A 21,661-nucleotide genomic window follows, 5' to 3' on the forward strand; every position below is an offset into this window, starting at 1 on the left:
GTTCACCGTTTGCTCTTGATCAGGGTGCCGAGGCCTTGCAGGTAGGCGATCAGCGCGTCCATTTCGGTCTTGCCCCTGACCGCCGCCGCGGCGCCGGCGATGTCGGCGTCGGTGTAGGGCACGCCCAGCTCGCGCTGCACTTGCAGTTTGTAGGCGGTCTGGGTGTCGTCGATCAGGGTGTGTTCGAGAAAACCATAGGCCGGCATCACCGATTCCGGCACCAGCGCCCGCGGGTCACGCAGGTGCACCCGGTGCCAGTCGTTCGAATAGCGCCCCCCGACCCGGGCGAGGTCTGGCCCGGTACGCTTGGAGCCCCACAGGAAGGGGTGGTCCCAAACGCTTTCGCCGGCCACCGAGTAGTGCCCGTAGCGTTCGGTTTCGGCGCGCAGCGGGCGGATCATCTGCGAGTGGCAACCCACGCAGCCATTGGCGATGTACACGTCGCGGCCTTCGAGCTCGAGCGCGCTGCGCGGCTTCATGCCGATGATCGGCTGGGTGGTCACGTCCTGGAAGAACAGCGGCACGATCTGCGTCAGCCCGCCCACGCTGATCGCCAGCACCATCACCAGCACCAGCAGGCCCAGGTGTTTTTCCAGCGCTTCGTGCTTGATCATGCCTGTGCCTCCGGGCCGGGGATGCGCGCGGCCTGCTCGGCGCTGGCCAAGTCCGCGGCGCGCACGGTGCGCCAGGTGTTCCAGGCCATCACCAGCATGCCGCTGGCGAAGCAGCTACCGCCGAGCAGGCGCACTGCGTAGCCGGCATGGCTGGCCTGCACCGCCTCGACGAACGAGTACATCAGCGTGCCGTCGTCGTTCACCGCTCGCCACATCAGGCCCTGGATGAGGCCATTGACCCACATCGCGGTGATGTACAACACAGTGCCCACGGTGGCCAGCCAGAAGTGCAGGTTGATCGCTCGCATGCTGTGCATCTGCGCGCGGCCGAACACCCGCGGCAGCATGTGGTAGGTACTGCCGAGGGTGATCATCGCCACCCAGCCCAGCGCCCCGGAGTGCACATGGCCGATGGTCCAGTCGGTGTAGTGCGACAGCGCATTCACGGTTTTGATGGCCATCATCGGGCCTTCGAAGGTGCTCATGCCGTAGAACGCCAGGGCCACCACCAGAAAGCGCAGGATCGGGTCTGTGCGCAGCTTATGCCAGGCGCCGGAGAGGGTCATCATGCCGTTGATCATGCCACCCCAGCTCGGTACCAAGAGGATGATCGACATCACCATGCCCAGGCTCTGCGCCCAGTCGGGCAGGGCGGTGTAGTGCAGGTGGTGAGGGCCGGCCCAGATGTAAAGGGTGATCAGCGCCCAGAAGTGCACGATAGACAGCCGGTAGGAGTAGATCGGCCGCTCGGCCTGCTTGGGCACGAAGTAGTACATCATCCCCAAAAAGCCGGTGGTGAGGAAAAACCCCACCGCGTTGTGCCCGTACCACCACTGGATCATCGCGTCGGTGGCGCCGGCGTAGGCCGAATACGACTTGAACAACCCGGCCGGCAGCGACAGGTGGTTGACCACGTGGAGGATCAGCATGACCACGATGAACGCGCCATAGAACCAGTTGCCCACGTAGATGTGGCGCGTTTTGCGCCGGGCGATGGTGCCGAAGAACAGCCAGGCGTAGGCCACCCACACCACCGCCAGCAAGAGTGCGATAGGCCACTCGAGCTCGGCGTATTCCTTGCTGGTGGTGTAGCCCAGCGGCAGGCTGACCAGCGCCGACACCAGCACCGCCTGCCAGCCCCAGAACACGAACGCGGCCAGGCGGTCGGAAATCAACCGCGCCTGGCAGGTGCGCTGCACCACGTACAGCGAAGTGCCGAACAGCGCGCAGCCACCGAAAGCGAAGATCACCAGGTTGGTGTGCAGCGGGCGCAGGCGGCCGAAGCTGGTCCAGCCGAGGTCGAAGTTCAGTTGCGGCCACACCAGTTGGGCGGCGATGAACACCCCCACGGCCATCCCGAGGATGCCCCAGGCCACCGTCATCACGGCGAACTGGCGCACCACGGTGTAGTTGTAGGCCACGGGGCTACGGGGTGAAGGCATGGCACGGGTTCCACGGCGAGGGGACTGGAAACGGGCAGCAGTATGGGTAAAGCACCCCGGCGGCGCAACGCGGCGTAGGGCCACTGCGGGCAGGGGTTGGGTCCCGGCTGGGTTGTTATGAAGGGCCGTGGTGGTTGAAGTACCCGAGGCACGTGGCTGAACTGTAGAATTTCCTGATCGAGCGGTCAACAATTGATACAAAAAAAACTGGCCCGGTACCGCCACGGCGTGCACAGTGCCGGCTTTTACGTGGGGTGTGAGCATGGCCGAGCAGTGGCTTGAACGGGTACGCGAGAACGGCTGGCTGTGGGACAGCCCGCCTGGCCAGCCGGCGGGTGAAGCACGCAGTTGCCTGATATTGGCCCACGGTGCCGGCGCACCGATGGACAGCCCGTTCATGAACAGCATGGCCCGCCAGCTCGCGCAGTTGGGGGTGGAGGTGTTGCGCTTCGAGTTCGACTACATGGCCCAGCGCCGCCTCGATGGCGGCAAGCGCCCGCCCAACCCCCAGGCGCGGCTGCTGGAGAAGTGGCGCGAGGTGTATGCGCTGGTGCGCACCCAGGTCAGCGGTACCCTCGCCATCGGCGGCAAATCGATGGGCGGGCGCATGGCCAGCCTGCTCGCCGACGAGCTGGGCGCCGATGCGCTGGTGTGCCTGGGCTACCCGTTCTACGCCGCTGGCAAGCCGGAAAAACCGCGCGTCGCGCACTTGGCCGAGTTGCGCACGCGCAGCTTGATCATCCAGGGCGAGCGCGATGCGCTGGGCAATCGGGCGACGGTGGAGGGGTATGGGTTGTCTGGCGAGATCGAGGTGTACTGGTTGCCGGCGGCGGACCATGACTTGAAGCCCTTGAAGAGCTCGGGCTTCAGCCATGAAGACCACCTGCTGACGGCGGCGGATCGGATTGCGGCGTTTTTGTAGTTGAGGGCCCTTCGCCCGGCACAGCCGGAGTGCCGGACCACGGCCTCCCACCAGTTCTGTGTTGCCGCGTAAATCAAGCACTTACACAAATCTGGTGGGAGGCCGGCTGTGCCGGGCGATGGGCCCTGAAGCTCATGCACGAAATCAGCAGAGCTCACAGATTGCTCCCCTCCTTAAAGCCGCGAAATGGCTTAAGTGAACAGCATTACGGCTGTGCCGGGCGAGAGGCCCTTAGCGGTTGAACCGCTCCACCAGCGAATACTGGCTGTTGGCGGTGCCGGCCAGCTCCTCGCTGAGCAACGCCGAGCGCTGCGCCTGCCCGGTGGTTTCATCGGCCAGGCTGGCGATGGTCGCCACGTTGCGGCTCACCTCATCGGCCACCGCGCTTTGCTCTTCGGTGGCGGCGGCAATTTGCGTGGTCATTTCGGTGATGTTGGCCACCGCTTCGCTGATGCCCACCAGCGCCTCGTCGGCCTGCTGCACGCGGGCCACGCCTTCTTCGGCCTGGCGGCGGCCGTTGTCCATGGTCTGCACGGCGTCGTTGGCGGTTTGCTGCAAGCGCGCGATCAACCCGTGAATCTGCCCGGTGGACTCGGCCGTGCGCTGGGCCAGTTGGCGCACCTCGTCGGCCACCACCGCGAAGCCCCGGCCCATCTCGCCGGCGCGGGCGGCTTCGATGGCGGCGTTGAGCGCCAGCAGGTTGGTCTGGTCGGCGATGCCCTTGATCACGTCGACCACGCCGCCGATTTCATCGCTGTCCTTGGCCAGTTGGGTGACGGTCAAGCCGGTTTCGCCCACCGCCCGCGACAGGCGCTGGATCGCTTCGCGGGTTTCTCCGGCAATGCCGCGGCCTTCGCGGGTCAGGCGGTTGGCCTGCTGGGTGGCGTCGGCGGTGCGCTGCACATGGCGCGCCACCTCTTGGGTGGTGGCGGCCATCTGGTTGATCGCGGTGGCCACCTGGTCGGTCTCGGCCTTCTGCCGGTCCAGGCCGTCGGCGCTGGCGTGGGCCAGGTGGTCGCTCTGCCGGGCTTGGTCGGTGAGGCGCTCGGCGCTGTCCTGCAGGCGCGTCAGGCAGGTTTGCAGGCGCGCCTGCTGGCTCAGCATGGCCAGTTCCAGGCGGCCCTGGGCGCCGCGGCTGTCGGTGTACATCTGCGCGATCAGCGGGTCGCTGGTGCTTTGTTCGGCCAGTTGCAACAGGCGCTTCATGCCGCGCCGCTGCCAGCTCAGCCCGAGCAGGCCCAGTGGCACCGAGCACAGCGCCGCCAGGGCGAAGCCCCAGCCGCTGCCCAGGTAATAGCCGATCAAGAACGCCAGTTGGCTGACCACGATGAACGGCAGCCAGTCGAGCAGTACCGGCAGCCATTGGTCCCGCGCCGGCACCGCCGCCTTGCCGGCGTTCAGCCGCGCGTACAGCGCCTTGGCCCGCGCCACCTGCTCGGGGGTGGGCTTGACCCGCACCGATTCGTAGCCCACCACCCGCTCGCCTTCGAAGATCGGCGTCACGTAGGCATTGACCCAGTAGTGGTCGCCGTTCTTGCAGCGGTTCTTCACCACGCCCATCCACGGCGCGCCGCGTTTAAGGGTGTGCCACATGTGCTCGAACACCGCGGCGGGTACGTCGGGGTGGCGCACGGTGTTGTGTGGCGCGCCAATCAGCTCGCTCTCAGCGTAGCCGCTGATGTCGATGAAGGCCGCGTTGCAGTAGCTGATCACGCCGCGGTGGTCGGTGGTGGAGATCAACCGTTGCTGGGCGGGGAAGGTGCGTTCGCGATCGGTGACGGGCTGGTTGTTGCGCATGGCGGGTTCGCTTGTATGAGGCTTATGCGAGGCTATCGGCCGGCTGCCTCGAAACTGTAATAACGCTGGCGCGGTTATCACGGGGCGCCGCGCAACCGGTGGCGGTTTGCCCGGCGGTTTTGCCGCCTGGGCCCTTCAGCGGCCCCACAACGGCCTTGGTGGCAAAGTCAATAGGCAACCAAGGGGGATTGGGTGTAGGCCCTTGGCGGGCGCTGTGGTAAGATCCGGCGGTTTACAGTGGGGCCGTTGGCAACGGGCCTCGCTCGCGCTATTCGAGACGAAACCTTGCCGGTTTCACCAGAAAAAGGAATCAGGCTTCTCATGGGCGAACTGGCCAAAGAAATCCTGCCGGTCAATATCGAAGACGAGCTGCGGCAGTCCTACCTTGACTATGCGATGAGCGTGATCGTCGGCCGGGCACTGCCCGATGCCCGCGACGGCTTGAAGCCCGTGCACCGCCGGGTGCTCTACGCGATGAGCGAACTGGGCAACGACTGGAACAAACCCTACAAGAAATCGGCCCGTGTGGTCGGTGACGTGATCGGTAAATACCACCCGCACGGCGACACCGCGGTGTACGACACCATCGTGCGCATGGCCCAGCCGTTCTCCCTGCGTTACCTGCTGGTCGACGGCCAGGGCAACTTCGGTTCGGTCGACGGCGACAACGCCGCGGCGATGCGATACACCGAAGTGCGCATGACCAAGCTCGCCCACGAGCTGCTCGCCGACCTGCACAAGGAAACCGTCGACTGGGTGCCCAACTACGACGGCACCGAGCAAATCCCCGCGGTACTGCCGACCAAGGTGCCGAACCTGCTGGTCAACGGCTCCAGCGGCATCGCCGTGGGCATGGCCACCAACATCCCGCCGCACAACCTGGGCGAGGTGATCGACGGCTGCCTGGCGCTGATCGACAACGCCGACATCAGCATCGACGAGCTGATGCAGCACATTCCCGGCCCCGACTTCCCCACCGCCGGCCTGATCAACGGCCGCCAGGGCATCATCGAGGCCTACCGCACCGGCCGTGGCCGCATCTACATGCGCGCCCGCTCGATGGTCGAAGACATCGACAAGGGCGGCCGCCAGCAGATCGTCATCACCGAGCTGCCGTACCAGCTCAACAAGGCCCGGCTGATCGAGAAAATCGCCGAGCTGGTCAAGGAGAAGAAGCTCGAAGGCATCACCGAGCTGCGCGATGAGTCCGACAAAGACGGCATGCGCGTGGTCATCGAGCTGCGCCGTGGCGAAGTGCCGGAGGTGATCCTCAACAACCTCTACGCGCAAACCCAGCTGCAGAGCGTGTTCGGTATCAACATCGTGGCGCTGATCGACGGCCGCCCACGCCTGCTGAACCTCAAGGACCTGCTCGAAGCCTTCGTGCGCCACCGCCGCGAAGTGGTCACCCGGCGTACCGTGTTCGAACTGCGCAAGGCGCGTGAGCGCGGGCACATCCTCGAAGGCCAGGCCGTCGCCCTGTCGAACATCGACCCGGTGATCGCCCTGATCAAGGCGTCGCCAACGCCGTCCGAAGCGAAAGAAGCGCTCATCACCATGCCGTGGGAGTCCTCCGCGGTGCAGGTGATGGTCGAGCGCGCCGGCGCCGACGCCTGCCGCCCGGAAACCCTCGACCCGCAGTACGGCATGCGCGACGGCAAGTACTTCCTGTCGCCGGAACAGGCCCAGGCCATCCTCGACCTGCGCCTGCACCGCCTCACCGGCCTCGAGCACGAAAAACTGCTGGCCGAGTACCAGGAAATCCTCAACCAGATCGGCGAACTGATCCGCATCCTCGGCAGCGCCGAGCGGTTGATGGAAGTGATCCGCGAAGAACTCGAAGCGATCCGCGCCGAATACGGCGACGTGCGCCGCACCGAGATCATCGACGCGCGCCTTGACCTGACCCTGGGCGACATGATTCCCGAAGAAGACCGCGTGGTGACCATCTCCCACGGCGGCTACGCCAAGACCCAACCGCTGGCCGCCTACCAGGCCCAGCGCCGCGGTGGCCGTGGCAAGTCGGCCACTGGCGTGAAAGACGAAGACTACATTTCGCACCTGTTGGTGGCCAACAGCCACACCACCCTGTTGCTGTTCTCCAGCAAGGGCAAGGTGTACTGGCTGAAAACCTACGAAATCCCCGAAGCCTCGCGCGCCGCGCGCGGCCGGCCGCTGGTCAACCTGCTGCCGCTGGGCGAGGGCGAGTACATCACCACCATGTTGCCGGTGGAGGAGTACACCGAAGGCCACTTCATCTTCATGGCCACCGCCAACGGTACCGTGAAAAAAACCCCGCTCGAGCAATTCAGCCGCCAGCGCAGCGTGGGCCTGATCGCCCTCGAGCTCGACGAAGGCGATGTGCTGATCAGCGCCTCGATCACCGACGGCGCCCGTGAAGTGATGCTGTTCTCCGACGGTGGCAAGGTCACCCGCTTCAACGAAACCGACGTGCGCCCGATGGGCCGTACCGCCCGCGGCGTGCGCGGCATGCGCCTGGCCGAAGGGCAGAAGCTGATCTCCATGATCATCCCGGAAGAAGGCAGCCAGATCCTCACCGCCTCCGAGCGCGGCTACGGCAAGCGCACCGCGATCGCCGAGTTCCCGCAGTACAACCGTGGCGGCCAGGGCGTGATCGCCATGGTCAGCAACGAGCGTAACGGCCGCCTGGTCGGCGCCGTGCAGGTGCTCGAAGGCGAGGAGATCATGCTCATCTCCGACCAGGGCACGCTGGTGCGTACCCGCGTGGGTGAAGTGTCCAGCCTGGGCCGTAACACCCAGGGCGTGACGCTGATCAAGCTGGCCAGCGACGAGAAGCTGGTGGGCCTGGAGCGTGTGCAGGAGCCTTCGGAAGAAGAGCTGCTCGAGGCCGAGGCGCGGGCGCTGGAAGCGGGCGAGGGCGAACTGGCCGACGCCGCCGATGCGCTGGGCGACGACGCCGAGGGCGAACAGGCGCCTGACGACGGCGACACTCCGGCCTAAAATCAACCGGCGCCCCGCAACGCGGGGCGTCGTGTTTTTGTGTATGAATTTGTACCCAGTACCCGTACTTCTAGAGCGAGAGTGGATGTGAGCAACCGAGCCTTTAACTTCTGCGCGGGCCCTGCCGCGCTTCCTGAAGCCGTTCTCAAGCGCGCCCAGGCAGAAATGCTCGACTGGCGTGGCAAGGGCTTGTCCGTCATGGAAATGAGCCACCGCAGCGATGACTACACCGCCATCGCCGAAAAGGCCGAGCAGGACGTGCGCGACCTGTTGTCCATCCCCTCCCACTATAAAGTGCTGTTCCTGCAGGGCGGCGCCAGCCAGCAGTTCGCCGAAATCCCGCTGAACCTGTTGCCCGAAGGCGGCACCGCCGACTACGTCGACACCGGCATCTGGTCGCGCAAGGCCATCGACGAAGCGCGCCGCTACGGCAACGTGAACGTCGCCGCCAGTGGTAAGGCCCACGATTACCTGGCCATCCCCGCCGAGGCCGAGTGGAAGCTCACCCCGGGCGCGGCCTACCTGCACTACGCCAGCAACGAAACCATCGGCGGCCTGGAATTCGACTGGGTGCCGAAGGCCAACGCGCCGCTGGTGGTCGATATGTCCTCCGACATCCTCTCGCGGCCATTGGACGTGAGCCAGTTCGGCATGATCTACGCCGGCGCGCAGAAGAACATCGGCCCCAGCGGGCTGGTGCTGGTGATCATCCGCGAAGACCTCCTCGGCAAGGCCCGCGCGGTGTGCCCGACCATGCTCAACTACACCGTGGCCGCTGAAAACGGCTCGATGTACAACACCCCGGCCAGCTATTCCTGGTACCTGGCCGGCCTGGTGTTCGAGTGGCTCAAGGAGCAGGGCGGGGTGGCCGCGATGGAAGCGCGCAACCGCGCGAAAAAAGACCGCCTCTACGGCTTCATCGACGCCAGCAGCTTCTACCACAACCCGATCGCCCCGGCGGCGCGCTCGTGGATGAACGTGCCGTTCCGCCTGGCCGACGAAAAACTCGACAAGGCCTTCCTGGCCGGCGCCGACGCCCGCGGCCTGCTCAACCTCAAGGGCCACCGCAGCGTGGGCGGCATGCGCGCCTCGATCTACAACGCCCTGGGCCTGGACGCGATCGAAGCCCTGGTGGGCTACATGGCCGAATTCGAGAAGGAGCATGGCTAATGGCTGAGCAGGAGCTGAAGGCACTGCGGCTGCGCATCGACAGCCTCGACGAAAAAATCCTCGAACTGATCAGCGAGCGCGCGCGCTGCGCCGAAGAAGTGGCGCGGGTCAAGACCGCCGCCCTGCCAGTGGGCGAAGTGCCGGTGTTCTACCGGCCCGAGCGCGAAGCCCAGGTGCTCAAGCGGGTGATGGAGCGCAACCGCGGCCCGCTGCCCAACGAAGAAATGGCGCGGCTGTTCCGCGAGATCATGTCGTCGTGCCTGGCCCTGGAAAACCCCCTCAAGGTGGCTTACCTGGGCCCGGAAGGCACCTTCACCCAGGCCGCGGCGGTCAAGCACTTCGGCAACGCGGTGATCAGCCAGCCGATGGCGGCCATCGACGAGGTGTTCCGCGAGGTGGTCGCGGGCGCGGTGAATTTCGGCGTGGTCCCGGTGGAAAACTCCACCGAGGGCGCGGTGAACCACACCCTCGACAGCTTCCTCGAGCACGACATGGTGATCTGCGGCGAGGTGGAGCTGCGCATCCACCACCACCTGCTGATCGGCGAGAGCACCAAGACCGACTCGATCACCCGCATCTACTCCCATGCCCAGAGCCTGGCCCAGTGCCGCAAATGGCTCGACGCGCACTACCCGAACGTTGAGCGGGTGGCGGTCTCGAGCAACGCCGAGGCCGCCAAGCGGGTCAAGGGCGAGTGGAACAGCGCGGCGATCGCCGGCGACATGGCCGCCAGCCTCTACGGGCTGACCCGCCTGGCCGAGAAAATCGAAGACCGCCCAGACAACTCCACGCGCTTTTTGATCATCGGCAACCAGGAAGTCCCGCCCACCGGCGACGACAAAACCTCGATCATCGTCTCGATGCGCAACAAGCCCGGCGCCCTGCATGACCTGCTGATGCCGTTCCATGAGAACAACATCGACCTGACCCGCATCGAAACCCGCCCCTCGCGCAGCGGCAAGTGGACGTACGTGTTCTTCATCGACTTCGTCGGCCACCTGCGTGACCCGCTGATCAAGGCGGTGCTCGAGCGCATCAACCAGGACGCGGTGGCGCTGAAGGTCTTGGGGTCTTACCCCAAGGCTGTGCTCTGAAGCGGGCGCGCGCATGAGTGACTGCAAGCAAGCACCGGTGCTCGGCCGCCTGGTGGTGGTGGGGCTGGGCCTGATCGGCGGCTCGTTCGCCAAAGGCGTGCGCCAGAGTGGTCTGTGCCGTGAAGTGGTGGGTGTCGACCTCGACGCCTCGTCGCGCGAGCGCGCGGTCGCGCTGGGCGTGGTCGACCGCTGCGAGGCGGACCTCGCCGCGGCCTGCGTGGGCGCCGAGGTGATCCAACTGGCGGTGCCGATCCTCGGCATGGAAAAGGTTCTTGGCCTGCTGGCCGGGCTTGACCTGGGCGATGCGGTGATCACTGACGTCGGCAGCGCCAAGGGCAACATCGCCCGCGCCGCCCGCGCCGTGTTCGGCCCGGCGCGGCTGGCGCGGTTCGTGCCCGGCCACCCGATTGCCGGCTCGGAAAAAAGCGGCGTAGAGGCCGCCAACGCCGAGCTGTTCAACCGCCACAAGGTGATCCTCACCCCCTTCGAGGAAACCGAGCCCAGCGCCCTGGCGCTGGTCGACCGGCTGTGGCGCGCGCTGGGCGCGAGCGTCGAGCACATGAACATCGAGCGCCACGACGAGGTGCTCGCCGCCACCAGCCACCTGCCACACCTGCTGGCGTTCAACCTGGTGGATTCGCTGGCGCGGCGCAACGAAAACCTCGAAATCTTCCGCTACGCCGCCGGCGGCTTTCGCGACTTCACCCGCATCGCCGGCAGCGACCCGCTGATGTGGCATGACATCTTCCTGGCCAACCGCGAAGCGGTGCTGCGCCAGCTCGACGTATTCCGCGAAGACCTCGCCACCCTGCGCGACGCCGTCGCCGAGGGCGATGGCCATCACCTGCTGGGGGTGTTCACCCGCGCCCGCGCGGCCCGCGAACACTTCGGCAAGATCCTCGCCCGCCGGGCCTACGTAGAGCCGCCGCGGCGCGGTGAGGTCACCTACATCGGCCAGCCGGGCGGCCAGTTGCATGGCAGCGTGCGGGTGCCGGGAGACAAATCCATCTCCCACCGCGCGGTGATGCTCGGCTCCCTCGCCGAGGGCACCACCCACATCGACGGCTTTCTCGAAGGCGAGGACTCCCTGGCCACCCTGCAGGCCTTCCGAGACATGGGCGTGGTGATCGAAGGCCCGCAGCAGGGCCGGGTGACCCTCCATGGCGTGGGCTTGCGTGGCTTGCAGGCGCCGCCAGGCAGCCTGTACCTGGGCAACTCCGGCACCTCGATGCGCTTGCTCGCCGGGGTGCTGGCCGGGCAAGGCTTCAGCAGCGAACTCGAAGGCGACGCGTCGTTGTCGCGCCGGCCGATGGCCCGCGTGGCCGGGCCGCTGCAGCAGATGGGCGCGAAGGTGGCCACCGCCGACCAGGGCCGCCCGCCGCTGCGCCTGCAGGGCGGGCAGGCGCTGCACGGTATCGATTACACCCTGCCGGTGGCCAGTGCCCAGGTGAAGTCCGCGGTACTGCTGGCGGGGCTGTACGCCAGCGGCACCACCACGGTGCGCGAAACCGTGCCAACCCGCGACCACACCGAGCGCATGCTGCGCACCTTTGGCTACCCGCTGGCCGCCAGCGGCGACGGCGTGCTCAGCCTGGCGGGTGGCGGGCGCCTGCAAGGGGCCCGGGTACAGGTGCCCGGAGACCTTTCCAGCGCGGCGTTCCTGCTGGTGGCGGCGACCATCGCCGAAGGCTCCGACCTGCTGCTGCAGGGCGTGGGCGTGAACCCCACTCGCACCGGGGTGATCACCCTGCTCAAGCTGATGGGCGCCGACATCGAACTGCTCAACCCGCGCGAGCTGGGCAACGAGCCAGTGGCAGACATCCGCGTGCGCAGCGCTAAACTGACTGCCATCGACATCCCCGATGCCCTGGTGCCGCTGGCCATGGACGAATTCCCGGCGCTGTTCATCGCCGCCGCCTGCGCCGAAGGCCGCACCGTGTTGCGCGGTGCCCACGAGCTGCAGGTCAAGGAAACCGACCGCCTGCAGGCGATGGCCGAAGGCTTGCAAGCACTGGGCATCACCTGCCAGACACAACCCGGTGGCATCATCATCGACGGTGGCCTGTTGCAGGGCGGTGAAGTAAACAGCCAGGGCGACCACCGGGTGGCGATGGCGTTCTGCGTGGCCGCCCTGCGTGCGCAAGGCCCGGTGCGGGTGCGCGATTGCGCCAATGTGGCTACATCCTTTCCAAATTTCATCGGCCTGTGCACGCAGGCCGGTTTGCACGTGGTAGAAGAGGGACAGCTGTGAACTTTCATGCACCGGTCATCACCATCGACGGGCCCAGCGGCTCGGGTAAAGGCACTGTCGCCGGCAAGCTGGCCGAGAAACTGGGCTGGAACCTGCTCGACTCCGGCGCGCTGTATCGCCTGCTAGCCTTCAACGCGGGCAACCACGGCGTGGCGCTGGGCAACGAGGCCTCGCTGGTGCTGCTGGCCGAACACCTCGACGTGCAGTTCATCGCCGCGACCGCCCAGCAACTGGACCGCATCGTCCTTGAAGGGGAAGATGTGACCCAGCTGATCCGCAACGAGCGGGTCGGCGCCGGCGCTTCCCAGGTCGCCGCGCTGCCGGCGGTGCGCGAAGCACTGCTCAAGCGCCAGCGCGCCTTCCAGGAAAACCCGGGCCTGGTCGCCGACGGCCGCGACATGGGCACCGTGGTCTTCCCAGATGCGCCATTGAAGGTTTACCTCACCGCCAGCGCCGAGGAACGGGCACGCCGCCGTTACCTGCAGTTGAAGGCGAAGGGCGATGATGTTAATCTCGCGAGTCTACTCGATGAGATCCGTGCGCGTGACGAACGCGACATGCAACGCGCGGTGGCGCCGCTCAAGCCGGCCCCCGACGCGATCCAGCTCGACTCCACCGAGCTGTCCATCGAGCAGGTGCTTGATCGAATCATGAGCGAGGCCGAATTGCGCGGCCTGGCTTAACGCAAGAACGCCAGCGGGGGACCAGCCGAGGTAGCCAAGGCTACTGCCCCTCGCAGGCTTTCTTTTACTTGAACGAAACCCACGTTGGCTGGAACGTGGCGAATGGGTAACAGGTGGGGCGCATCCTGCATCTACGCCTGGCCCAACTACAGGAATCAAAATGAGCGAAAGCTTTGCAGAACTGTTTGAAGAAAGCCTGAAGACCCTCAACCTTCAGCCTGGCGCCATCATCACCGGTACCGTTGTCGACATCGACGGCGACTGGGTGACCGTTCACGCCGGCCTGAAATCCGAGGGCGTCATCCCGCTCGAGCAATTTTTCAACGAAGCGGGCGAGCTGACCATCAAGGTCGGTGACGAAGTTCACGTCGCGCTGGACGCTGTCGAAGACGGCTTTGGCGAAACCAAGCTGTCCCGTGAAAAAGCCAAGCGCGCCGAGTGCTGGATCGTTCTGGAAGCTGCCTTCGCTGCCGAAGAAGTGGTCAAGGGTGTTATCAACGGCAAGGTCAAAGGCGGTTTCACCGTCGACGTCAACGGCATCCGCGCGTTCCTGCCGGGTTCGCTGGTCGACGTTCGCCCTGTGCGCGACACCACTCACCTCGAAGGCAAAGAGCTCGAGTTCAAGGTCATCAAGCTGGACCAGAAGCGCAACAACGTTGTCGTTTCCCGCCGTTCCGTGCTCGAAGCCGAGAACAGCGCAGAGCGTGAAGCCCTGCTCGAGTCCCTGCAGGAAGGCCAGCAAGTCAAAGGTATCGTCAAGAACCTCACCGACTACGGTGCGTTCGTCGACCTGGGCGGCGTAGACGGCCTGCTGCACATCACCGACATGGCCTGGAAGCGCATCAAGCATCCTTCCGAGATCGTCAACGTTGGCGACGAGATCGACGTCAAGGTTCTGAAGTACGATCGCGAGCGCAACCGCGTTTCGCTGGGCCTGAAGCAACTGGGCGAAGACCCATGGGTTGCTATCAAGGCGCGTTACCCAGAAAGCACCCGCGTACAAGCGCGCGTCACCAACCTCACCGACTACGGCTGCTTCGCCGAGCTGGAAGAGGGTGTTGAAGGCCTGGTACACGTGTCCGAAATGGACTGGACCAACAAGAACATCCACCCGTCGAAAGTCGTTCAGGTTGGCGACGAAGTGGAAGTCATGGTTCTGGACATCGACGAAGAGCGCCGTCGTATCTCCCTGGGCATCAAACAGTGCAAGTCGAACCCATGGGAAGACTTCTCTGGCCAGTTCAACAAGGGCGACAAGATCTCCGGCACCATCAAGTCGATCACCGACTTCGGTATCTTCATCGGCCTGGACGGCGGCATCGACGGCCTGGTTCACCTGTCCGACATCTCCTGGAACGAAACCGGCGAAGAAGCTGTACGCCGCTTCAAGAAGGGCGATGAGCTGGAAACCGTTATCCTGTCGGTTGACCCAGAGCGTGAGCGCATCTCGCTGGGTATCAAGCAACTGGAAGACGATCCGTTCAGCAACTTCGTTGCCCTGAACGACAAAGGCGCGATCGTTCGCGGCACCGTGAAAGAAGTCGACGCCAAAGGCGCCGTCATCACCCTGGCCGACGACATCGAAGCGACTCTGAAAGCCTCCGAAATCAGCCGTGACCGCGTTGAAGACGCGCGCAACGTGCTGAAAGAAGGCGACGAAGTCGAAGCCAAGATCATCAGCGTTGACCGCAAGTCGCGCGTGATCAGCCTGTCGATCAAGTCGAAAGACGTGGAAGACGAGAAAGAAGCGATCCAGACCCTGCGTGCCAAGGCCGACAGCGAAAGCGCTGGCCCGACCACCATCGGTGATCTGATTCGCGCTCAGATGGAAAACCAGAACTAAGTTCTCGGGTTTCTGTTTGAAAAAGGGGGTGGCTTAGGCCACCCCCTTTTTTTGTGCCCGGGTTTCAGGGCGCTTCGCCCGGCACACGCAGCTGGAGTGGGGGAACACCGCCTCCCACGGGTTGTGTATTGCCCAGTCAATCTAGGGCTCACACACGTCTGGTGGGGGGGCGGCTGTGCCGTAATGCTGTTCACTTAAGCAATCAGAGCGCTAAATTGAGGGTGTAAGGCCCTGATTTCTTCAAATGGTTTTACTTAGCGCATGATCTGACTGGCCCATCGCCCGGCACAGCCGGCCTCCCACCAGTTCTGTGTTGCCCGGTAAATCAAGTACTTACACAAATCGGGTGGGAGGCCGGCTGTGCCGGGCGATAGGCCCTGAAGCTCATGCACACAATCAGCAGAGCTCACAGATTGATCCCTCCATGAAGCCCTGCAATGGCTTGGATGAACAGCATCCCAACCGCGCCAAGCAAAGGCCCAACCAGGCCATGCACCCAGCCAAACCACTCAGGCCGACCAGCCTCTCCCCCCCAAAAAAAACGGCGCCCAAAGGCGCCGTTTCTCTAACCCAACAAACCCATCACTGCGGCAGCGCGAACGCCATCACGTAATCGCCTTGCTTGGTGCCCAGCGAGCCATGCCCGCCCGCCACCACCAGCACATACTGCTTGCCGTCTTTACCGGTGTAGGTCATCGGCGTGGTCTGTGCGCCGGCCGGCAGGCGGCCTTCCCACAGTTGTTTGCCGTTGCTCACGTCGTAGGCGCGCAGGTATTGGTCCAGGGTGCCGCTGAGGAAGCCCAGGCCCCCGGCGGTGACGAAGCTGCCGCCCAGGCTAGGCACGCCCATTTTCAGCGGGATCGGAACCGGCGAGCTGTCGCGCACGGTGCCGTTCTTGTGCTTCCACAGGGTTTTGTTCGTGGTCAGGTCCACCGCGGCCACGTAGCCCCAGGCCGGGGCCTGGCAGGGCAGGCCGATCTTCGACAGGAACGGCTCGAGGATCACGCCATAAGGGGCGCCCTTGTTCGGCTGCACGCCCTCGGTTTCGCTTTTGCGGGCAGGGCCGCCTTCGACTTGCTCACGCGGCACCAGGCGCGATTTGAACGCCATGTAGTCCGGGTTGACGAAGGCGATCTGGCGTACCGGGTCGACCGAGATACCGCCCCAGTCGAACACGCCGAAGTTACCCGGGTACACCAGCGAGCCTTTCAGCGACGGCGGGGTGTAGATGCCCTCGTAGCGCATCGAGCGGAAGTCGATACGGCAGAGCATCTGGTCGAACGGCGTCACGCCCCACATGTCCTTCTCTTGAAGGGTCGGCGGCATGAAGTTCAGCTCGGACATCGGTTGGGTTGGCGAGGTATGGTCGCCTTCCACCGCACCTTGCGGCACCGGGGTTTCGTTGATCGGCACGATGGGCTGGCCGGTGGTGCGGTCCAGCACGTAGATGCTGCCTTGCTTGGTCGAGGCCATCAGCGCGGGCTTGATGCCGTCTTTGGTCTTGATGTCGACCAGGCTAGGTTGGCCGCCAACGTCCATGTCCCACAGGTCGTGGTGGGTGAACTGGTAGGTCCAGCGCACCTGGCCGCTGCTGATGTCCAGCGCGGTGACGCCGGCGCTGTATTTTTCCGATTCCGGGGTGCGGTTGCCGCCCCACTGGTCGGGCATCTGGTTGCCCATCGGCAGGTACAGCATGCCGTTTTTCTCGTCCACGGCCATCAGCGACCACATGTTCGGCGAGTTGCGGGTGTAGTGCTCACCCGGGCCGATCGGCGTGGTTTTTTCAGGGTTGCCGCTGTCCCAGTTCCACACTAGGTGGCCGTCGTGGGCGTCGAAGGCGCGGATCACGCCGCTCGGCTCGTCGGTCGAGACGTTGTCGGTGACGTGGCCGCCGATGATCACCAAGCCCTTGGCGATGGCCGGTGGCGAGGTGGAGTAGTAACCGCCTGGGGCGAAGGTGCCGATGTTGGCGGAGAGGTCGACCGAGCCTTTGTTGCCGAAGTCTTCGCACATCTTGCCGGTGTCGGCGTTGAGGGCGATCAGGCGGGTGTCGGCGGTCGGCACGAAGATGCGTTTCGGGCAGGCGCTGGCGGCCACCGGGCTGGCGGCCGGCGCGTTGGCGTCGGTGCTGGCCTGGGCGGGGGCGTAGGCGGCGTCGTCATAGTAAGACACGCCACGGCAGGTCATGTGTGCCCAGCCCTTGAAGTTCTGCGCACCCTGGGTGCTGATCTTCGGGTCGAAGCGCCAGATTTCCTTGCCGGTGTCTGGGTCAAGGGCGATCACCTGGCTGTGCGGGGTGCACACGTAGAGCATGCCGTTGACCTTCAGCGGGGTGTTTTCCGCGGTGGTCTCGCCTGGGTCATTGGCCGAGGGGATGTCTCCGGTGCGGAAGGTCCAGGCCGGCTGCAGGTTAGCCACGTTGCTGGTGTTGATCTGGTTCAGCGGCGAGTAGCGGTCACCGAACGGGCTGCGCCCGTACGAAGCCCAGTCACCGTCGGCCTGGGCCGGCGCGGCGCTGGCGGTGCCGGCGCTCTGGCGGTCGAGTTGGCCGTTGATCTCGTGAGGGCTTTCGGTGAACTGGCTGGCCAGCGCGGTCAGGCCGGCGAGCACCACGGCCACGCCGAGGCTGCCGCTGCCCAGCGCGTAGGGCTGGCCGAGGGTCAGCGGTTTGCGGAACCACGGCAGCCACAGCACGATGCCGAGGGCGAACCACAGGGCCAGGCGCGGTACCAGTTCCCACCAGCTCAGGCCCACTTCCCACAGGGCCCAGAGGTTGCTGGCGAACAGCACCAGCGCGTACAGCGGCAGGGCGCTGCGCTTGCCGGCCAGCACCAGGATGCCGGTCAGCAGGATGCCGAGGCCGGCGATCAGGTAATAAAGCGAGCCGCTCGTCTTGGCCAGCATCACGCCGCCAGCCACGAGCGCCAGGCCCATCAGCACAAAGAGCAGGCCGAGCAGGCTCGGCAGTATGCGCTTCGAGCCCCAGGCACTTTCAGTGCTCATAAGGTTTCTCCGTTTGAATGATAAAGGTCAGAGCGTCGTTCAGAAAAATCTTGCAACCTTTTGCTCAGGTTGCTTGGAAAACGAATAGTTCGTCGGCAAATACAACAGAACGCTCACGATTCGAGCTGAATTGTTTCAGCCCAAGGCGGCGAGGAGGATATAAGGCTTGGGCCAGTGGACCAAGCCCTTGATGGGGAAGGGTATTTTTCGCTGAAGGTAACAATCCGAACACGGGGCCGGCGCAACGCCAGGCCCCGAGTGAGCCACGCAAGCCTCTAGAACGTGGTTTTCAGCCCCACTTCAACGCTGCGCCCCGGCGCCGGGGCGATGTCGCGGAGGATCGAGCTGGCGTAACGTACCGTCTGGTTAGTCAGGTTTTCACCGTTGACGAACGCCAGCCACTGGCTTTTGCCGATGCCGAAGCGGTAACCCAGGCTGGCGCCCAGGGTGGTATAGCCGTCGGTGTCGGTTTCGTTCTCCGGCACCTTGTGCTGGGCGCTGGCGTGTTCCACGGCGACCCGCGCCTGCCAGGCGTTGCGTTCCCAGGCCAGCGCGGCGTTGACCCGCAGCGGCGCGATGCGTGGCAGCGCCTCGCCGGTGTCGAGGTTTTTCGCCCGGGTGTAGTCGGCGGAGGTTTCCAGCGCCCAGGTGCCGTAGGCGTTTTTCAGGAAGGTCCAGCGGTCTTGCGCCTCGAACCCGGCGAAGCGCGCGCGCACGCCGGAATAGGTGTATTCCGGGATGCCGTCTGGGGCTTCCACGCCATCGTCGTTGAGCAGGCGGCCGCTGCCGAGCAACCCGATGTAGTTGGAGAAGTGGCTGTAGAACACCCCTACGCTGCCTTTGTGGGTGCCGTTGTCAAAGCGCAGGGCAAGGTCGCTGGAGGTGGCTTTTTCCTTCGACAGCCCCGCGTCGCCCACCTCATAGGTGCCGGTGGCGACGTGGGCGCCGTTGGCGTACAGCTCGTAGAAGGTCGGCGCGCGCTCGGTGTAGCTGAGGTTGGCGGCCAGCGACCACACCGGGGTGAGGGTGTACACCGCGCCGGTCGAGAGGCTGCCAGCGGTGAAGCTCGCGGACCGGTCCGCCGCTTCGAAGCGCTCGTTGCCGCCGGCGTCGGGGTTTACCTGAGTGTGCTCCAGGCGCCCACCCAGGCTCAGTTGCAGGCGCTCGGTGGCTTGCAGTTGCTCGAGGAAGAACAACGCCGCGGCGTCGGTGTCGGTTTTCGGCACGAAGGCTTCTTCGCCCAAGGCCTGGAACTCGCTGCGGTTCACCTGTACGCCGACCACGCCTTCGAGCGGGCCCAACGGCTGGTGGCGGGCCTGGATGCGCGCCTCGTAGCCTTTGTTCTTGAAGGTGGTGCCGGTTTCGCCGCCTTCGATTTCGCGGTGTTCGTAGTCGGTGTAGGCGGCATCGAGCTTGACCTCGCTGAACGGCCCGGCCAGGTTGCGAACCTCCGAGGCGAAGGCGTAGCGCTCTTGCTGCATGCGGATGCGCACGTCGTCTTCGGCTGGCGAGCCGTAGTTGCTGTCGTAGTTGCTGTAGGCCAGCCCTGCGTAGCCGTCATCCCAGGTGTACGAACCGCCCACCGCGCCGCCGTCCTGGCGCCCGTCGCTGTTGCCCAGGCGGTGTTTGCCGCCGTTGTCGTCGGCGCTTTCGCCGGCGCGCTGGGTTTCGCTGTGGGCGTAGCCGGGAATGCGCAGGTCGTTGAACTGCCGGCTGTTGGCGTCCAGGTGCAGGGCGAAGGTGCCGTTGCCGGCCTCGAGCTTGCCAGCGCTGCTGCGGGTGGTGTCGGCGCCGCCGTAGCGCAGTTCACCGGCGCCGTGAATGCCGTCGATGGCCTCGGTGGGGATGCGGTTGTCGAAGGTGTTCACCACCCCGCCAATGGCGCTGCCGCCGTACAGCAAGGCGGCCGGGCCACGGACCACCTCGATGCGCTCGACGTTGACCGGGTCCAGCGGGACCGCGTGGTCATAGGACAGCGACGAGGCATCGAGGGCGCCCATGCCGTTTTGCAGCAGGCGGATGCGGTCGCCGTCCTGGCCGCGGATGATCGGCCGGCTGGCACCCGGGCCGAAGTAGCTGGAGGCCACGCCGGGCTGGTTCTTCAGGGTTTCGCCCAGGCTGCCTTTTTGTTCGAGGGTCAGCGCGTCGCCTTCGAGCACCGTGGTCGGCGCGGCCACTTGCTGGCTGCCCAGCGGGTTGGCGGTGATTACCTGCGGGTTGAGTTCCAGGGCATCGGCGGCGTGGGCGTTGTGCGCGAGCAGCAGGGCGAGCGGCAGCGGCGCCAGCCGCCAGGCAGAGAGGAGGGGTTGCATCGGGGGAAGGTCCTTGCGTTGTGTGGCAGTACGAGGCCGTCCGTGTGCGGCCTGTACATTGTTATAACATAACAAATACAAAATCCCACTCGGCTTTTTAACTCTGTTTTTGCGCGCCAAGGCGTTACCCTGCCGCCTTGGGCAATCAGGCGGGCTAGAACGGTTATGGGAAGGCGATCGGTGATCGCGGGGTGTGCGCTGTTGGGCTGGTTCGCCCTGGCGCTGCAGATGTACCTGGTGCTGCTGTCGCGCTACCAGCTCGATGCCAGCCTGCTGGGCGGGCTGGTGCATTTTTTCAGTTACTTCACGGTGCTCTCGAACACCCTGGCCGCCGCCGTGCTCACCGCCGCCGCCGGCGACCACCCAGGCCGCCCGGCGCGCTGGCTGCGGCAACCGGCGGTGGCGGGGTTGGCGACCGCCAGCATCGTGCTGGTGGGCCTGGCCTACAGCCTGCTGCTGCGCAGCCTGTGGCAGCCTGAGGGCTGGCAATGGCTGGCCAATGAATTGCTACACGACGTGATGCCGCTGCTGTGCTTGGGGTTCTGGTGGTGGGCGGTGCCGCGCGGGCACTTGCGGCTGTGGCATGGGCTGGCCTGGGCGCTGTACCCGCTGGGCTATTTTGCCTTCACCTTGCTGCGCGGCGCGCAGATCGGCGTGTGGCCGTACCCGTTCGTCGACGTCAGCACGTTGGGGTACGGCCGGGTACTGCTCAATGCCTTGGGCATCCTCGCCGGCTTCTGGGCGGTGGCCGCGGCGATGCTGGTGGCCGACCGTTATGCGTCTTCGGCGGTGCCGTCGGCGCGCCAGTAACCGGCGGCCTTGATCTGCTCGTCAGCCAGCGAGTGGTGCTCCAGCAGCAGCGCGCGCAGTTGCCGCGCCAGGCCTTTTTCCGTGGCCACCCACGCCCACAGCTCACCGGCGGGCAGTTGCAGGCCCTTCACCACTTCGGCCAGGTCGGCCTGGTGCCGTTCCACCCACACCACCTGCAGGCTGGCGGCGCTGTGCAGCGGCTGGCGTTCGGCGGCGTCTTCGATCTGCACCACCACCAGCGCCTCGCGGTGCGCCGGCAGCTCTTCAAGGCGGCGGGCGATGGCCGGCAGGGCGGTTTCGTCGCCAATCAGCAGGTAGCTGTCAAACAGGTCGGGCACGATCAGCGAGCTGCGCGGGCCGCCCAGGTGTAGGTGGTCGCCCGGCTTGGCGTGCTCAGCCCAGGTGGAGGCCGGGCCGTCGCCGTGGATCACGAAGTCGATGTCCAGTTCGCCGCGTTCCAGGTCGATGCGCCGTGGGGTGTAGTCGCGCATCGCCGGCTTCGGCCCGGTGTGGTCACGGCCGAGCACCAGGCTGCCAAGGGCGGCTTCTTCCTCGGCGTTGCGGGCAAAAAATAGCTTGATGTGGTCATCCGCGCCCAGGCTGAGGAAGCCGGCCAGTTCCGGCCCGCCCAGGGTGATGCGGCGCATGCGCGGGGTGAGTTGCTCTACCCGCAGTACCTCGAGGCGGCGGCGTTTGATCTCGTGCATCACGCGGTGGATGGCTTGCGCTTGGTTCATG

Annotated in this window: 14 protein-coding genes; 8 read left to right on the forward strand and 6 right to left on the reverse strand. The window is 65.5% G+C overall.

From position 1 onward, the window contains the following. Nucleotides 1-2: 2 nt before the first annotated feature. Together ccoO and ccoN are read right to left on the reverse strand one after the other, a co-directional pair. The gene (gene ccoO / locus ACFZCE_RS12820; protein WP_390939428.1) at nucleotides 3-614 is read right to left on the reverse strand and encodes a cytochrome-c oxidase, cbb3-type subunit II; all 612 of its coding nucleotides are present in this window, start codon (nucleotides 612-614) and stop codon (nucleotides 3-5) included. Then, nucleotides 611-2,056, reverse strand: a complete 1,446-nt coding sequence (gene ccoN / locus ACFZCE_RS12825) for a cytochrome-c oxidase, cbb3-type subunit I (protein WP_390939430.1) — start codon at nucleotides 2,054-2,056, stop codon at nucleotides 611-613. Before ccoN ends, ccoO begins: the two co-directional genes overlap by 4 nt. 262 nt (nucleotides 2,057-2,318) lie before the next feature. Here ccoN and ACFZCE_RS12830 point away from each other — a divergent pair, with 262 nt between their 5' ends. After that, complete coding sequence (locus tag ACFZCE_RS12830) at nucleotides 2,319-2,978, forward strand: alpha/beta family hydrolase (protein ID WP_390939432.1); 660 nt, start codon at nucleotides 2,319-2,321, stop codon at nucleotides 2,976-2,978. Nucleotides 2,979-3,209: 231 nt separating this feature from the next. Here ACFZCE_RS12830 and ACFZCE_RS12835 read toward each other — a convergent pair whose 3' ends face one another. Next, entirely contained in the window at nucleotides 3,210-4,775 is a 1,566-nt protein-coding gene (locus ACFZCE_RS12835; protein ID WP_390939434.1) for a methyl-accepting chemotaxis protein, read from the reverse strand. Between the two features lie 321 nt (nucleotides 4,776-5,096). On the opposite strand from ACFZCE_RS12835, the gene gyrA reads away from it, so the two are divergent. The 6 genes from gyrA (at nucleotide 5,097) to rpsA (ending at nucleotide 14,798) form a co-directional block, all read left to right on the forward strand. After that, on the forward strand, nucleotides 5,097-7,757 hold the full coding sequence (gene gyrA / locus ACFZCE_RS12840) for a DNA gyrase subunit A (RefSeq protein ID WP_390939436.1): 2,661 nt from the start codon (nucleotides 5,097-5,099) through the stop codon (nucleotides 7,755-7,757). An 87-nt stretch (nucleotides 7,758-7,844) separates the two neighbouring features. Beyond that, a complete protein-coding gene (serC, locus tag ACFZCE_RS12845; RefSeq protein ID WP_390939438.1) occupies nucleotides 7,845-8,927 on the forward strand; it encodes a 3-phosphoserine/phosphohydroxythreonine transaminase in 1,083 nt (360 codons plus the stop codon). Further along, entirely contained in the window at nucleotides 8,927-10,021 is a 1,095-nt protein-coding gene (gene pheA, locus ACFZCE_RS12850) for a prephenate dehydratase (protein WP_390939440.1), read from the forward strand. The genes serC and pheA overlap by 1 nt, the downstream gene beginning before the upstream one ends. A 13-nt stretch (nucleotides 10,022-10,034) precedes the next feature. Further along, nucleotides 10,035-12,272 (forward strand): bifunctional prephenate dehydrogenase/3-phosphoshikimate 1-carboxyvinyltransferase, encoded by a 2,238-nt coding sequence (locus ACFZCE_RS12855; protein WP_390939442.1) that lies wholly within the window; start codon nucleotides 10,035-10,037, stop codon nucleotides 12,270-12,272. Beyond that, entirely contained in the window at nucleotides 12,269-12,955 is a 687-nt protein-coding gene (gene cmk / locus ACFZCE_RS12860; protein WP_390939444.1) for a (d)CMP kinase, read from the forward strand. The genes ACFZCE_RS12855 and cmk overlap by 4 nt, the downstream gene beginning before the upstream one ends. A gap of 160 nt (nucleotides 12,956-13,115) precedes the next feature. After that, nucleotides 13,116-14,798, forward strand: a complete 1,683-nt coding sequence (gene rpsA / locus ACFZCE_RS12865; protein WP_390939446.1) for a 30S ribosomal protein S1 — start codon at nucleotides 13,116-13,118, stop codon at nucleotides 14,796-14,798. A 582-nt stretch (nucleotides 14,799-15,380) separates the two neighbouring features. Here the strand turns inward: rpsA and ACFZCE_RS12870 are convergent. Then, complete coding sequence (locus ACFZCE_RS12870) at nucleotides 15,381-17,801, reverse strand: membrane-bound PQQ-dependent dehydrogenase, glucose/quinate/shikimate family (RefSeq protein WP_390939448.1); 2,421 nt, start codon at nucleotides 17,799-17,801, stop codon at nucleotides 15,381-15,383. Nucleotides 17,802-18,076: 275 nt separating this feature from the next. Continuing rightward, the gene (locus ACFZCE_RS12875) at nucleotides 18,077-20,113 is read right to left on the reverse strand and encodes a TonB-dependent receptor domain-containing protein (RefSeq protein ID WP_390939450.1); all 2,037 of its coding nucleotides are present in this window, start codon (nucleotides 20,111-20,113) and stop codon (nucleotides 18,077-18,079) included. Between the two features lie 165 nt (nucleotides 20,114-20,278). Here ACFZCE_RS12875 and ACFZCE_RS12880 point away from each other — a divergent pair, with 165 nt between their 5' ends. Continuing rightward, on the forward strand, nucleotides 20,279-20,923 hold the full coding sequence (locus tag ACFZCE_RS12880) for a Pr6Pr family membrane protein (protein ID WP_390939452.1): 645 nt from the start codon (nucleotides 20,279-20,281) through the stop codon (nucleotides 20,921-20,923). On the opposite strand, the gene ACFZCE_RS12885 is transcribed toward ACFZCE_RS12880, so the two are convergent. Continuing rightward, nucleotides 20,887-21,660, reverse strand: a complete 774-nt coding sequence (locus ACFZCE_RS12885) for a siderophore-interacting protein (protein WP_390939454.1) — start codon at nucleotides 21,658-21,660, stop codon at nucleotides 20,887-20,889. The genes ACFZCE_RS12880 and ACFZCE_RS12885 overlap by 37 nt on opposite strands. Nucleotide 21,661: the final 1 nt, after the last annotated feature.

The organism is Pseudomonas sp. NPDC007930, from assembly GCF_042958985.1.
Classification (GTDB): Bacteria; Pseudomonadota; Gammaproteobacteria; order Pseudomonadales; family Pseudomonadaceae; genus Aquipseudomonas.

Coding starts and splice junctions, on each gene's coding strand:
- ccoO (WP_390939428.1), bottom strand. CDS start 614: ATGATCAAGCACGAAGCGCTGGAAAAACACCTGGGCCTGCTGGTGCTG.
- ccoN (WP_390939430.1), bottom strand. CDS start 2,056: ATGCCTTCACCCCGTAGCCCCGTGGCCTACAACTACACCGTGGTGCGC.
- ACFZCE_RS12830 (WP_390939432.1), top strand. CDS start 2,319: ATGGCCGAGCAGTGGCTTGAACGGGTACGCGAGAACGGCTGGCTGTGG.
- ACFZCE_RS12835 (WP_390939434.1), bottom strand. CDS start 4,775: ATGCGCAACAACCAGCCCGTCACCGATCGCGAACGCACCTTCCCCGCC.
- gyrA (WP_390939436.1), top strand. CDS start 5,097: ATGGGCGAACTGGCCAAAGAAATCCTGCCGGTCAATATCGAAGACGAG.
- pheA (WP_390939440.1), top strand. CDS start 8,927: ATGGCTGAGCAGGAGCTGAAGGCACTGCGGCTGCGCATCGACAGCCTC.
- ACFZCE_RS12855 (WP_390939442.1), top strand. CDS start 10,035: ATGAGTGACTGCAAGCAAGCACCGGTGCTCGGCCGCCTGGTGGTGGTG.
- rpsA (WP_390939446.1), top strand. CDS start 13,116: ATGAGCGAAAGCTTTGCAGAACTGTTTGAAGAAAGCCTGAAGACCCTC.
- ACFZCE_RS12870 (WP_390939448.1), bottom strand. CDS start 17,801: ATGAGCACTGAAAGTGCCTGGGGCTCGAAGCGCATACTGCCGAGCCTG.
- ACFZCE_RS12875 (WP_390939450.1), bottom strand. CDS start 20,113: ATGCAACCCCTCCTCTCTGCCTGGCGGCTGGCGCCGCTGCCGCTCGCC.
- ACFZCE_RS12880 (WP_390939452.1), top strand. CDS start 20,279: ATGGGAAGGCGATCGGTGATCGCGGGGTGTGCGCTGTTGGGCTGGTTC.
- ACFZCE_RS12885 (WP_390939454.1), bottom strand. CDS start 21,660: ATGAACCAAGCGCAAGCCATCCACCGCGTGATGCACGAGATCAAACGC.